Source organism: Acinetobacter sp. YH12039 (assembly GCF_013420015.1).
GTDB lineage: Bacteria > Pseudomonadota > Gammaproteobacteria > Pseudomonadales > Moraxellaceae > Acinetobacter > Acinetobacter amyesii.
Genome location: NZ_VOZA01000018.1, coordinates 31,803 through 46,033, shown reverse-complemented (window position 1 = coordinate 46,033; position 14,231 = coordinate 31,803). Strand labels below are relative to the sequence as shown.

Below are 14,231 nucleotides of genomic sequence, written 5' to 3'. Positions count from 1 at the left end.
AACTTCTTCAATACATCTCTTTAAAAGTATCTATTTCGTGGAACTCATTACTTTCTTAATTATTGGCGCATTTGCTGGTTTTGCTGCAGGGCTGTTTGGCGTTGGCGGCGGTACCATCATTGTGCCATTGCTCTATATTGTTTTTAGCCAAATGGGCTATAGCCCCGATGTGATTATGCATTTGGCGCTCGGCACATCTTTGGCTACGATTGTTGTGACATCGATCAGCTCCTTGATGGCGCACAATAAAAATGGTGCTGTGATTTGGCCTGTATTTAAAAATTTAGCTCCGTCTATGGCGATTGGTTGTTTTGCAGGCGCGGGTATTGCAGGCTGGCTGTCAGGCTTACATCTGCAAATGATTGTCGGTGTGTTTTTACTTTGGGTGGCTTATACCATGTTTATGGGTGCAAAAAAGCCAGTCGATCCAAATAAAACACTACCATCTACAGCTAAACAAATTGCAGCAGGTTCGGGTATCGGCGTTGCATCGGCCATCTTCGGGATTGGCGGCGGCAGTATTACGGTACCGTATTTAACGGCAAATGGCGTGGTGATGCAAAAAGCGGTCGGGACGTCTGCGGCTTGCGGTTTACCCATTGCCATTGCTGGTGCATTAGGCTTTATGTTTTTTGGTATGCAACAGCAAGTTGAAATTCCAAATACCATTGGCTTTATTCATATCTATGCCTTTTTGGGCATTAGTGTGATGAGTTTCTTTACGGCTAAATATGGCGCGAAAACTGCGCATGCGCTTTCACCAGCAGTACTGAAAAAATGTTTTGCTGTGCTGTTATGTATTGTTGGATGCTTTTTTCTAGTGAAAGGCATTTTATAGAAGCCGACTGATCACAGTTAATTCATTCGAAACATATGCTCTAGTGTGCAACAGCAAGCTAGAGCATTTTTATCTATAGCAATTTAAGTCTTTAAAATTTCAGAGATATTATTTAAAAACTTCATTTTAAAACTGACATTTCAAAGCTCTGTGCTTTTAGAAAAAACATTAATAATCACAATACCCAATAAAATAAAGGCCAAACCAATCATGGCAGGCAGGTCTAAATTTTGTTTAAACACAATCCAGCCCACACAAGAAATCAGTACAATGCCTGCAGCAGACCACATGGCGTAGGCCAATCCCATTGGAATCGATTTAAAGGTCAAACCTAAAAAGAAGAGTGCAATGGCATAGCCCAATACGGTAAAAATAATCGGTACTAGTTCAGTAAAGCCATTGCTGGCTTTTAAGGCGGACGTGGCAATCACTTCAGCAATGATTGCGATGAGCAAATATATAAACGACATTGATTTCCTATAGACATTCTACGGCATGGTACAAGAGGTGCTGTTTTTCATTTTGCAACCAATCTGTACTTTCTGTCGTGGTATCAGTGCGACGCTGAAATGCATAATGTGGAACATAAATATCCACCTCGAACATCAGCTGTATTGCTTGACCATTAATAATGACGTTTTGCATTAAATGTGTTTCATCAATAACTTTGAAATGATCAAAGTTAAGTGGTTGATCTTGCTGAGATGAAGTCGTTGTATAGTGCTTATGCAGACCATCTACAGCGATGGATACTTCAAAGCTTTCAATCACCGTTTCATACATAGTAGGTGCAGATGATATATCGATGCTGGCAACAGTTTGCTGATCTGTAGGTAAACGACTCAGTGCAAAGGCCACATGCTTATCACAAATAATTAAACCGCCATCCATCTGCAATGGCTGATGGCTTTCTACATCTAAAGCTGACTTCAAGCGCAGGCCTAAAAATAACCCTTCATGCACTTGTTGACGCCAGTCTTCGACATACGCATTGCTTGGAGAGAATTCTAAAATACAGTTGCCAATCGCATGTAGTTTTGCAGGTTCTGGCCATTGCACATGATTTTGATAATTTGAGTGTGCTTTAACGTCCCAAGACAATAATTGTTGTTTAGCATCCCATAGGGTGTTACCAATCCAGCCTTGACGCTCATTCACTGGCGTATTTTCTTGGCTTTTTAAACGTAGATCGATGGTGAAACTACGTGACTGAAACCAATACACAATGGTCTTTTCATCCGTCAAACCATTTGAAAAACTAATGCTTTTACGGCGAAAAGCACCATATAAATAGTCTGGAATAGGACCTGAAACCTCTTGGCTGGCTGGAAGTTGTGCTAAAGCCTGAAATAGATTCATGCGCTTGCTCCTTGTGCTTCTGTATTTTCATCCATACCAAATGATGACAATGGCACAGCATTTCTAAGACTTAGCTCTCCTGAAGCGATACGTTTTTTGAGATAACTAAAGGTTTGCGCGGTTTGATTAAATAAATGTTCACCACCAATTAAGGGCTGATATTTAGGCGCTTCAGTTGAATGTACTGGCTCAATGATCGTGTCGTAATTGCAGGCGCAGAATAAGGGGAAAGAGTAGCGTTCTTCAGAGACTTTTTTAACACGGTGTTTGGTGGCCAAATATTTGCCATTCGACAAAATTTCCATCATGTCGCCAATATTCATCACCAAGGTATTTTCAATCAATGGAATATCCATCCATTCACCTTGTTTATTTAGTACCTGCAAACCTGGTGCAGTCGGTAAGAGCAGTGTAAAGCACTCATAATCTGTATGCGCGCCAATACCTTCGGCATCTTTCACTTCAGGGTTATACGGATAATGAATTAGACGCAGTTGGCTGGTCGGATGGGTAATTTTGCGCTCAAAAAAATGCTCATCTACATTCAAAGCTAAAGCAAAGGCCTGAAAAATCTGCTCACTAATACTGCGTAAATGGTGGTAATAATCACTGACTGTACTTTTAAATGTGGCATCATCTGGCCATAAAGTAGGGCCAATTAAAGGAAATGCCTTAGTTTCGCCGTGGTAATCATAATTGACGTCATAGGCTTCTTTTAAGTCATAGCTGTTGCCTGCAAATTGTTCTTCACCAATTGGCACATAGCCACTATGATTTTTCGACAGCCCAATATAGTGTTGCATTTTACTGGCGGTATCTTGTTGGAAATAGCGCTTTGCCACCTGAATCAATGATGTCGCAAAATCAAAATTGAACTGATCACCTTTTAAATATAGAAAACCAACATCTTTACAGGCTTGATCCAACGCGGTTGCCACCTCTAAGCGTTCTGACAGTACCGTGCTTTGCATTTTTGAAATATCTACAAGTGGCAAAACATAAGATTCATTCATCTTCAATTCCTATAAAGTTGGCCGTCCAACGCTGTAGTACATCATTTAGGCCGTCCTAAAGATGAAGAGGGATTAATCCAGTTATTTTTGCGTACTGACTTGAGTCATACGCGGAATTTTCGGTAGGTTTTCCATCGCTGGGTCGAGCTCGTCTTCCTGCGCATGTACCAAGAAATCCACCCGTTCGCGCAGTTGTTTAAATTCAGGACTCAGCATGAGTTCAGGATTACGAGGACGGGGTAAATCGACCTCAATAATTTCTTTAATTTCACCAGGATTGGCTTTGAGCGCCACAATACGATCCGCCAATAAAATGGCTTCATCCATGTCGTGGGTCACAAAAATGATGGTGATATCAATGTTTTGCCAAAGATCCATTAAATGTTTTTGCATTTTTTGACGGGTATGCGGGTCAAGCGCGCCAAACGGCTCATCCATCAATAATATTTTGGGTTCATTGACCAATGCGCGGGCAATAGCAACGCGCTGTTTCATTCCGCCAGACAGCTGATGCGGGTACTGATCTTGGTATTTTTCTAGACCAATAATATCAATCCATTCGCGGGCGCTGGATTCAGCCGAAGCATTGCTGGCACCTTTCATTAAAGGGCCAAACATTACATTTTCTTTGACCGTTTTCCATGGAAAAAGCGTGTAGCCTTGAAACACCATGCCACGCTCAGGGCTTGGGCCTTCAATGGCTTGTCCATCGACCAGCAATTCGCCGCTACTGTAAGGATCAAGCCCAGCCACAATTCGGCTAAAGGTCGATTTACCGCAACCCGATGGGCCAATCACGCAGATAAATTCACGTTTATGAATCTTTAAATCCAACTGATTTAAAATAGTGCGTTTAGTTTTGCCGTGCTTGAAACTTTGTGTAAGTTTTTTTGCTTCTAAAATGACAGGGCGTGCATAAATTGCATCGAAATAAGTGGTGGCATTAAACTCTGTGCTGTTCATTATTTTGCTCCTGCTTTCCATTTAAATAGACGTTGACCGAGTTTCATTAGCACCACATCGCACACCAAACCAATCACCCCAATGATGAGGATCGCGGCATAGACATTGTCAAAGTTTTGGTAACGCGCTTGTTGGGTGATAAACCAGGTAATCCCAGAGGTTGTGCCGATCAGTTCAGATACGATCAGATAGGTCCAAGCCCAGCCGAGTAATACACGCAAGTCGCGGTAAATATCAGGAAGCGCTGCTGGAATCACCACATGAAATAAGCTTTTCAATTTATTGGTGCCCAGCGTAAAACCTGCTTCGATCAGGCCACGGTCAACCATCCGTGTGGTATTGGCAATAATCAGAATTTGCTGAAACAGCGTACCAATCACGATAATGGCGATTTTAGGTGCATCATTAATACCTAAAATCGCAACGGCTAATGCACCAAAAGCAGGAGCGGGCAAGTAGCGGAAAAACTCAACAAAGGGTTCGGTCAGTTGTGATATTTTTTGAGAAAAACCGCAAAGAATACCCAGCGGAATACCGATGAGAGAGGCAATAAAAAATGCGCTGAACACAATTTTAATACTGTGCCATAAGCTTTGATGAAACCATGGGGCATCAGGCTGAGCTGGTGGAGTTATAAAAGCCGTAACTAATGCTTTTGCCACTTCATGCGGTGCAGGTAGATAGATTGGATTGACCAGTTTACCTTGCGGCGGTTCTGCGCCTGCATTGACCGCAGATTGCGCTTCAGCATAAAACACCGCTTTGTCTACACGGCTATCGACCTGAAAATAAGGCACACTGCCAGACTGAGTAATTTGCACCTGCGGATGCCATAAAAATGGCAAATAACTCACTGCACACCAAATGAGCACAGGGATTAAAAATGATCCTAAGCCAAGCAATAGCTTGCTTTTTGGACTGAGCTCTCTTGCGACATAACCCATACTGACCAAGCCCCAATATTACTTTTTTAATAAAACGTAATACTATTAAGCAATTTGAATGCCAAACACATGTATGGCGTGATTTATTGGACTTAAGCCAAGTTAGATAGGCTATAAACAGCAAAAAGCCTGCAAAAGAAGCAGGCAATATTAGTTTTTTTGATCGATACTGATGCCAAAATGTGCTTTTATGGCGCAACCAATTGCAAAAACAGTTTTTTCATTCCTTCACTCGCGCCTGCTTTAATCAATTGATACTGCTCAGGTACACGCTGATAATCTGCTTTCGGGTCGATATAAAATGCACGGCAATTGGCAGGGATTTTGTGAATCAATCCAGCCACAGGATAGACGGCCAGACTCGTGCCAATCACAATAAAAATATCTGCCGTTTGTACACTTAAACTGGCATCTTCATAGGCAGGAACTGCTTCGCCAAACCAGACTACATGTGGCCGTAAAGGATATCCTTCAGGGCATTTGTCGGTGTCTAAGTTTAAATCTGCACCTTCAATGGGAAACAATTCCTGCGTATATTGCGCCTGAGGGCCAGAGCTTTTTGCGTAACGAATATTGCCATGCAGATGCAGTACATTGTGACTGCCTGCACGTTCATGTAGATCATCAATATTTTGTGTGATGACTTGTACATCAAAAAAATCATCGAGTTCAGCAATCAATTTATGCGCTGCATTAGGATCTGCGGCTAAAATATGTTTACGGCGTTCATTATAAAAACGCTGTACTAAAGCTGGATCGCGTGCCCAAGCTTCAGGTGTGGCCACATCTTCAATACGATGCTGCTCCCAAAGACCATCACTGTCACGGAAGGTATTGATGCCGCTTTCTGCGCTCATGCCGGCACCTGAAAACACCACAATTTTTTGCATAGATATTTAGCCTTATATTTTAATTGATGAGTCCAATGCGTACGGTTGCATGTATTGAACGAATAATTCAGCGAATTTACTGTACTCAAAATATAGCGATTACTTCAACTTAGTTGATGCAATTCTTGTAGCACCCAATCGACAAATTTTTGTATTTGTGGTGAACTGTCTTGGCTCGAGTGGACTAAATAATATTTTCGGCTACCGTGCAATTTTTTATTTGATGCAATCACCAATTCTTTTTTTCTCAGTTCTGCTTCAATCAGCATTTGTGGAATGAGAGCCATACCCATGCCATGACTGGCTGCCACAGAAAGCATAGAAAATAGTTCATGTCGCTGACCATCAAATGGTTTGGAATGCTGAAGCTGATGGGCTTGAAACCATTCTTGCCAAATACTTGGACGGGTGGTTTGCTGTAATAAGGGCAATTGAAGTAACTCTTCATCGCTTAAATTAAAACTGTGATCATCGGTCATTTCCGCATCGGGAAAGTTGTTTTCAATCAATTTGGGGGAACAAACGGGAACCACTTCTTCATCCATTAAATAATGCGCTTGAATACCCGGCCAATGCTCAATTTGCTGTTGCGTTCCTGCAAAAATCGCCGCGTCAAAGACATTTTCATTAAACAAAAAAGGTTTGGTACTAGTTTCCAAATGCACGGTAATTTCAGGATGTTGCGCATTTAATTTATGTAATTTTGGCAACAGCCAACGTGTGGCAAAGGTTGGCACAACACCAAGCTTTAAAGTACCGCCCAATCCTTTGTGCGTCATGATATCTGAAGTGCTTTTTTCGATGCCTTGCAAAAATGGTTTAATACTTTTTGCATATTGCTTGCCAGCTTCTGTGAGGTCTACACCGTGACGTGTTCGGCTAAATAGCATGACCCCTAAATATTCTTCAAGCTGTTGAATTTGGCGCGACACGGCACTTTGCGTAATAAATAACTCTTGAGAAGCATGCGTATAACTTGCGTGTTTCGCAGCAGATTCAAAGCAGATTAAGCTTTGCAATGACGGAATATTGCGCCGCATAGATAAAGTCCTTTTTATCGATAGGTATCACAAAATGGCATATAAGAATGATTTTCATATACCACTATAGTCTATAAATAAAGCAATCCGCAGTTCAAATCAGTGGCTAAAGTGCTTAACACGCTGTGAGCCAAGCTTAGGTATGCGAAAGGCGCATATCTACATGCAAATTAATCGTTTGAATGAATCACTTTTCACACATAGCATCGAATAAAACAACGAAAACTTGAAAAAGCAGAGGATGCGATGAATCAAATGGTCAATGTAAAAAAAGCAAAAGTACAATTTAACTGGCAAGACCCGTTTCTTTTGGAACAGCAATTAACTGAAGAAGAACGCATGGTCCGTGATACTGCACATGCTTACTGCCAAGAGCGTTTACAGCCACGTGTACTCGAACAATTTCGACATGAAAAAACTGATGCATCAATTTTCCGAGAAATGGGTGAGCTTGGCTTACTTGGCCCAACGATTCCAGAGCAATACGGCGGCGCAGGTCTAAACTATGTTAGCTATGGATTAGTTGCACGTGAAATTGAATATGTAGATTCTGGCTACCGCTCTATGGCCAGCGTGCAAAGTTCTTTGGTGATGGTGCCAATTAATGAATTTGGCTCTGAAGAGCAAAAACAGAAATACCTGCCAAAGTTGGCAACAGGCGAGTACATTGGCTGTTTCGGCCTGACTGAGCCTGATCATGGCTCTGACCCGGGTAGCATGATTACTCGTGCAAAAAAAGTGGATGGTGGTTACCGTCTAACTGGCGCAAAAATGTGGATTACCAACAGCCCAATTGCCGATGTGTTTGTGGTTTGGGCGAAAGAAGTATCGCCTGAAGGTCATGTAGGAGACATTCGCGGATTTATTTTAGAAAAAGGCTGGGACGGTCTATCAGCGCCTGCGATTCACGGTAAAGTTGGCTTACGTGCATCAATTACCGGTGAAATTGTCATGGACAATGTCTTTGTTCCTGAAGAGAACGCTTTTCCAGAAGTACGTGGTTTAAAAGGCCCATTTACCTGTCTAAACAGTGCACGTTATGGTATCGCTTGGGGCGCAATGGGCGCAGCTGAGTTCTGCTGGCATACAGCGCACCAATACACCATGGACCGTAAACAGTTTGGCCGACCATTGGCAGCGAATCAGTTAATTCAAAAGAAATTGGCGGATATGCAAACTGAGATTGCCTTGGGGCTACAAGCTGCGCTTCGCTTTGGACGTATGAAAGATGAAGGTTTAGCTGCAGTAGAAGGCACATCACTCATTAAACGTAACAACTGTGGCAAGGCTTTAGATATTGCCCGTGTAGCGCGTGACATGATGGGCGGAAATGGTATTTCTGATGAGTTTGGTGTTGCCCGCCATTTGGTTAACCTCGAAGTCGTCAACACTTATGAAGGCACACATGATGTACATGCACTGATTCTAGGTCGTGCGCAAACAGGCATCGCGGCTTTTGGTAACTAATTGAATTATATATCGATAAGGTGCTCTGCATAGAGTGCCTTAGAGACTTTTTATGCAAAAATAAACTTAATCAATAAAGGATTCATCGTGAAACACTCTTGTAACTCTGTGCAATAGCCTGAGCAGTGATGAAATAAAAAGAATAAAAAAGGCAAATGTGCAGACATAGGAATGCCGATGACTCATTTGGGAAAATGAGGAACAAGGAAATGAATAACGAAATGCAAAACGGAGCAGGAACGCTCAAATTGCCTTCTAACGTGGGCACGATGCATCGGATTACCAGCAACACTTGGAAAATGGCCTTTATTTTTGCCTTTATTTCCTTGGTGATTGATGGTGTAGACATCATGTTGCTGTCATTCAGCCTGACCAGTTTAAAGGCTGAATTTGGTTTAAGTACATTTCAAGCTGGAATGCTCGGTAGTTCTTCTTTAGCAGGGATGGCGCTGGGTGGTATTTCGGGTGGATGGGCGTGCGATAAATTCGGCCGTGTGAAAACCATTGCTTGGTCGGTCGTATTTTTCTCGATCATGACCTGTATCTTAGGCTTTACCCAAAGCTATGAACAATTTTTAATTTTACGTTTTATTGGCGCTTTTGGACTGGGTTCTCTTTACATGGCGTGTAATACGCTCATGGCAGAATATGTGCCAACCAAATATCGAACAACGGTACTTGGGACTTTGCAAACCGGTCAAACCGTGGGTTATATCGTTGCAACGCTGCTGGCGGGTGCCATTATTCCAGATCACGGCTGGCGGATGCTATTTTATGTCACCATTATTCCTGCTGCTTTTGCCCTGATCTTTATGCGTTTTGTTCCTGAACCAAAATCTTGGCAGGAAGCAAAAATTGAGCAGCTAAAACGCCGTGAATTAAAACTTGAACCTGTACAGCAGCAAGCTGCAGTCAATCAAAATGCACCTTCTGAAAGTATTTATAAACGTATTTTTGGACACACTAATCATCGCAAAATGTTCTTCTTTTGGATGTCGACCGCTGCATTTCTACAATTCGGTTATTACGGTGTTAACAACTGGATGCCAACGTATCTAGAAACCGAACTCAGCATGAACTTTAAAGCCATGACAGGCTATATGGTAGGTGCATATACCGCCATGATTCTGGGCAAAATTTTAGCCGGCTATGCCGCTGACAAGTTCGGACGTCGTATAACCTTTGTGTTTGGTACGGTAGCCACGGCAGCATTTTTACCGATCATCATTTTCTATAACACACCAACCAACATTGCCTATTTACTCGTAACTTTCGGTTTCCTATACGGTATTCCATACGGTGTAAATGCAACTTATATGGCAGAAAGCTTCTCGACGGATGTACGCGGTACGGCTATTGGCGGTGCTTACAATATGGGACGTTTAGGCGCAGCCATTGCACCAGCAACCATTGGCATGATTGCTGCTGGCGGATCGTTCACCATGGCCTTTATTGTGATGGGTGCTGCTTACTTTATTGCAGGTGTTATTCCAGGCTTGTTCATTCGTGAACGTCAATATGACCCGCAGCAAGCATCACTTTCTTCAGATGCGGAAAAAGAAAAACTTGCAAGTTTAGATACACATGTCGCTGAAGCAGAGCAAAAAGCGTCTGCAAAAACTGCAACAGTTAAATAATTAAAAAGATCTGTGCCATAGCTCAATCCTATGGCACATCTGGAGTGAACTATGGGTGCATTAAAAGGAATTCGTGTATTGGACTTAAGCCGTGTTTTGGCAGGTCCTTGGTGCGGTCAAATATTGGCTGATTTAGGAGCAGAGGTAATCAAAATTGAGCGTCCTAAAGTCGGGGATGATACACGAATGTGGGGACCACCTTGGATGCCAAATCAGCAAGGTCAAGCGACGAAAGAATCAGGCTATTACCAATGTGCGAACCGTAATAAATATTCTGTAGCCATTGATATTGCTAGTGAAGAAGGACAAGTGCTAGTCCGTGAAATTGCCCAAACGGCAGATGTCGTGATTGAAAACTACAAAGCAGGTTCACTGGCCAAATATGGTTTGGACTATGCATCGCTCAGTGCGCTTAATCCAAATATCGTATATTGCTCAATTACAGGTTTTGGTCAGGATGGGCCACGCGCGGAAGAACCGGGCTATGACTTTATTATTCAAGGTATGTCAGGTTTGATGAGTATTACTGGTGAATCTGATGATGTAATCGGTGGAGGCGCACAAAAGGTGGGGGTCGCTGTGGTCGATATTCAGACCGGACTGTACTCAACGATTGCCATTCAGGCGGCATTGTTGGCGCGGCAGCATACAGGCCGTGGTCAATATATTGATATGTCCTTACTAGACGTACAGGTAGCGGCTCTGGCCAATCAAGGCATGAACTATTTGACCTCGGGTAAAGCACCCAAGCGTATGGGAAATAATCACCCGAATATTGTGCCGTATCAAACTTTTAAAGCCAAAGATAAGGAATTTATTATTGCCTGTGGTAATGACAAGCAATTTAAAGACTTGTGTATTGCGATTGGCTATAAAGAACTGCTAGATCAACCAAACTATTTACGTAATCAAGATCGGGTAAAGCACCGTGAAGAATTAATTCCATTATTGAGTGCCTATTTTCTCACTCAAGATGCTCAAGTTTGGGTCGATGCGATTCATGCGGTAAAAGTGCCTGTTGGTGTAATCAACTCTGTAGAAGACGCATTAAATGAACCACAAATTCAACATCGTCAAATGGTAGTGAATATTCCACATGCTTTAAATCATGATTTTAAAGTGATTGGATCACCGATGAAATTATCTGATACGCCTGTGGAATACCGTCATGCGCCGCCACAGTTAGGGCAGCACACGACAGAAATTTTGTCCCAATTTAGAACTGAAACTGAATTAAATGAATTGGCTGCACAAGGCATCATTGATCAACTCAATCATCCTGCAGCTTAAAATTTCATGGGATTATTCTTCAAACTATTCTTCAATATATGGGCTTAAACGCCTATGTGGAATGAGTGGAGTTAAAAGTTTAGACCGAAGGACTCCAATACTTCGGTCTTTTTCAATATCAATATTCATTTACGGAGTGCTTTTAATGTTAATTTTCTAGATAAAGTATAATTATTCATCAAAGCTTGGGCCTGCAATACGGTCTTTATTTTTTTGTATGAAAGAGATGTCCATACTTTTGCGCCTTGATATTTTTTCTTTAAGCTATAACTTTCAAATTCTGGATTATACACAAACCAATTTCCGCAATGCTGCACGCAATAAGCATTTATATGCCTATTTTTCAAGTCTACTAATTGCACAGAAAGATTTCGATACCATCTCCATTGACGAGAGTATAAGTCTTTATATCCTTAATACGCTGAGTTTTAACATCTGCATAAGAAATCGTAGAACTAAAGCCAATGATTAAACTAAAAAGTAATATTGATCCGTTTTTTATATAGATGAACCATTCTTCTAATTGTCCATTTATTTTAAGAACGGACATTAAATCAAAGCCTTCAAACGAAATAAAGCCCTGCACAATGGCAAGGCTCTATTTTAATAACATTACATTGAATTTGTTCAGCTGCATATTATTGCTGTATAAAATTCTGCAAAGCCTGATTAAATGCATCAGGCTGTTCAATGTTTGAAATATGCGATGCATTAATTTCAAATAATTGGCTATTTGCGATGCGTTCTTGCATGAATTGACCATCTACAACTGTAGTTACAGGGTCTTGTTGACCTGCAATAATCAATACCGGTATGCGAATAGACGAGATTTCATTGCGCAAATCCGCTTTAGCCAAAGCTTCACAACAACTTGCATAACCTTCTGGGCTGCCAGCTCCGAGGTCGTTACTCAAAGATTGTACAGTTGCTGTGTTACTTTGGATAAAGGGTTCTGTAAACCATCGTGATGCTGCCGTTTCTGCAATTGGTTCCAGACCTTGTTGACGGACTAATTGCGCACGTTCATTCCAAGCTGATTCTTGCCCAATTTTTGCAGCGGTATTGCATACAATGACATGGTTAAAGCGTTCAGGATGATGTTTTGCAAGCCATTGGCCTGTTAACCCACCCATCGATATTCCACAAAATGTGGCTTGTTGAATATTTAAATGATCCAATAAATGGATGACATCTGTACCCAATTGATCAATACTATATGGCCCTTGAGGAGCAGTAGATGCTCCATGACCACGTGTATCATAACAAATCACAAAATAATCCTGCTGCAGCGCCTCTATCTGAGGCTGCCACATGCTGAATTTTGTACCTAAAGAATTAGAAAAGACAATCGCAGGTCGTGTGTGGTCACCAAAAGTTGCGTAATTAATCGTTGCATCATTGGATATGAATGTAGGCATATTTTGAATCCTTAATTTTATAAATTCCCCTAAATCCCCCCTTTGATAAGGTGGACTTTTATTGAGGATTAAACACGTTCAATAATCAAAGCGATGCCTTGACCGACACCAATGCACATCGAACATAGGGCATATTGACCTGAAATTGCCTCAAGCTGATTTAATGCAGTCGTGACTAAACGTGCTCCAGAAGCACCTAAAGGATGCCCTAAAGCAATAGCGCCACCGTTTGGATTGACATGTTTAGCACCATCTTCTAAACCTAATTCACGAGTTACCGCTAAGGCTTGAGCCGCAAAAGCTTCATTCAGCTCGATCACATCCATTTGTTCAAGACTTAGACCTGTTTGTGCTAACAACTTTTTTATGGCAGGCGCAGGACCAAAACCCATGATTTTGGGCTCAACACCCACCACCGTTGCCGCAATAATTTTGGCACGTGGCTTTAACTTAAATTTATTGACAGCATCATTTGAAGCAATCAATAGTGCAGCTGCACCATCATTGATCCCTGAAGCATTGCCCGCAGTGACCGTCCCATCTGCTTTCACCACAGGTTTGAGTTTTGCTAAGCCTTCTGCTGTCGTCGATGCACGTGGATGCTCATCTGTATCGACTATTAGTGGGTCGCCTTTACGCTGTGGAATGACAACAGGGATGATTTCTTTCTCAAAAAAACCATTGGCTTGTGCAGCGGCTGTACGGCGCTGACTTTCTAAGGCAAAAGCATCTTGATCAGCACGGTTAATGTTGAATTGTTCTGCCACATTTTCAGCGGTTTGAGGCATAGTTTCCACGCCATACATTTGCTTGAGTATTGGATTGATAAAACGCCAACCCATGGTGGTGTCTTCAATCTTTTGGCTGCGTCCATAAGCACTTTCTGACTTACCCATTACAAAGGGCGCACGGGACATACTCTCTACACCGCCGGCAATAATTAAGTCTGCTTCATTTGCCTTAATTGCACGGGCTGCCATCGCAATCGCATCAAGCGATGAACCACAAAGTCGGTTTACAGTTGTAGCAGGAACTTGAAAAGGGACACCTGCAAGTAGCGACGACATTCGTGCAACATTACGGTTATCTTCACCGGCTTGGTTCGCGCAGCCATAAATCACGTCATCAACTGACTCCCAAGCAATACTTGGATTTCGCTGCATCAGTGCCTTGATAGGTAAGGCACCGAGGTCGTCGGTACGCACTGCTGCCAAACCGCCCGCATAGCGACCGAAAGGGGTGCGGATTGCATCAATAATATAGGCATTTTTCATTTTATAAATCCTAAAAACTCAGCTCCTCCCTTTTTAAAGGGAGGTTGGGAGGGATTTACAGGAAGTTAATTTTTGAATATTAATCCTCCCTAAATCCC

At 42.1% G+C, this 14,231-nt stretch carries 14 protein-coding genes; 4 read left to right on the top strand and 10 right to left on the bottom strand.

Annotation, left to right across the window (positions count from 1 at the left end; all coding sequences use genetic code 11):
* Window positions 1–37 precede the first annotated feature (37 nt).
* Window positions 38–838: a sulfite exporter TauE/SafE family protein gene (locus FTT98_RS09460; protein WP_180021809.1), complete on the top strand. Its 801-nt coding sequence runs from the start codon at window positions 38–40 to the stop codon at window positions 836–838.
* A gap of 140 nt (window positions 839–978) precedes the next feature.
* Here FTT98_RS09460 and FTT98_RS09455 read toward each other — a convergent pair whose 3' ends face one another.
* The 7 genes from FTT98_RS09455 to FTT98_RS09425 form a co-directional block, all read right to left on the bottom strand.
* A complete protein-coding gene (locus tag FTT98_RS09455; RefSeq protein WP_168377505.1) occupies window positions 979–1,308 on the bottom strand; it encodes a multidrug efflux SMR transporter in 330 nt (109 codons plus the stop codon).
* 7 nt (window positions 1,309–1,315) lie between these two features.
* Window positions 1,316–2,197: a hypothetical protein gene (locus FTT98_RS09450; RefSeq protein ID WP_180021811.1), complete on the bottom strand. Its 882-nt coding sequence runs from the start codon at window positions 2,195–2,197 to the stop codon at window positions 1,316–1,318.
* Window positions 2,194–3,210, bottom strand: a complete 1,017-nt coding sequence (locus FTT98_RS09445; RefSeq protein WP_180054777.1) for an isopenicillin N synthase family oxygenase — start codon at window positions 3,208–3,210, stop codon at window positions 2,194–2,196. Before FTT98_RS09445 ends, FTT98_RS09450 begins: the two co-directional genes overlap by 4 nt.
* Window positions 3,211–3,291: 81 nt before the next feature.
* Window positions 3,292–4,173 carry an ABC transporter ATP-binding protein gene (locus FTT98_RS09440; RefSeq protein WP_180026987.1) on the bottom strand — a complete coding sequence of 294 codons (882 nt, stop codon included), beginning with the start codon at window positions 4,171–4,173 and terminating at the stop codon, window positions 3,292–3,294.
* Window positions 4,173–5,117, bottom strand: coding sequence for an ABC transporter permease (locus FTT98_RS09435; RefSeq protein WP_180054773.1), 945 nt, complete (start codon window positions 5,115–5,117; stop codon window positions 4,173–4,175). Before FTT98_RS09435 ends, FTT98_RS09440 begins: the two co-directional genes overlap by 1 nt.
* Before the next feature lie 188 nt (window positions 5,118–5,305).
* A complete protein-coding gene (locus tag FTT98_RS09430; protein WP_180054771.1) occupies window positions 5,306–6,007 on the bottom strand; it encodes an NAD-dependent deacylase in 702 nt (233 codons plus the stop codon).
* A 104-nt stretch (window positions 6,008–6,111) separates the two neighbouring features.
* On the bottom strand, window positions 6,112–7,047 hold the full coding sequence (locus tag FTT98_RS09425) for a LysR substrate-binding domain-containing protein (protein WP_180054769.1): 936 nt from the start codon (window positions 7,045–7,047) through the stop codon (window positions 6,112–6,114).
* 246 nt (window positions 7,048–7,293) lie between these two features.
* Here FTT98_RS09425 and FTT98_RS09420 point away from each other — a divergent pair, with 246 nt between their 5' ends.
* From FTT98_RS09420 to FTT98_RS09410, 3 genes are all read left to right on the top strand, one after another.
* Complete coding sequence (locus FTT98_RS09420; RefSeq protein ID WP_180054767.1) at window positions 7,294–8,514, top strand: acyl-CoA dehydrogenase; 1,221 nt, start codon at window positions 7,294–7,296, stop codon at window positions 8,512–8,514.
* Between the two features lie 209 nt (window positions 8,515–8,723).
* Window positions 8,724–10,151: an MFS transporter gene (locus tag FTT98_RS09415; protein ID WP_180054765.1), complete on the top strand. Its 1,428-nt coding sequence runs from the start codon at window positions 8,724–8,726 to the stop codon at window positions 10,149–10,151.
* A 51-nt stretch (window positions 10,152–10,202) separates the two neighbouring features.
* Window positions 10,203–11,441 (top strand): CaiB/BaiF CoA-transferase family protein, encoded by a 1,239-nt coding sequence (locus tag FTT98_RS09410; protein WP_180177315.1) that lies wholly within the window; start codon window positions 10,203–10,205, stop codon window positions 11,439–11,441.
* A 125-nt stretch (window positions 11,442–11,566) separates the two neighbouring features.
* On the opposite strand, the gene FTT98_RS18115 is transcribed toward FTT98_RS09410, so the two are convergent.
* The 3 genes from FTT98_RS18115 to pcaF form a co-directional block, all read right to left on the bottom strand.
* The gene (locus tag FTT98_RS18115) at window positions 11,567–11,803 is read right to left on the bottom strand and encodes a hypothetical protein (protein WP_257222993.1); all 237 of its coding nucleotides are present in this window, start codon (window positions 11,801–11,803) and stop codon (window positions 11,567–11,569) included.
* A 276-nt stretch (window positions 11,804–12,079) separates the two neighbouring features.
* On the bottom strand, window positions 12,080–12,859 hold the full coding sequence (pcaD, locus tag FTT98_RS09400; protein ID WP_180177314.1) for a 3-oxoadipate enol-lactonase: 780 nt from the start codon (window positions 12,857–12,859) through the stop codon (window positions 12,080–12,082).
* A 68-nt stretch (window positions 12,860–12,927) separates the two neighbouring features.
* Complete coding sequence (gene pcaF, locus FTT98_RS09395; protein ID WP_180177313.1) at window positions 12,928–14,133, bottom strand: 3-oxoadipyl-CoA thiolase; 1,206 nt, start codon at window positions 14,131–14,133, stop codon at window positions 12,928–12,930.
* Window positions 14,134–14,231: the final 98 nt, after the last annotated feature.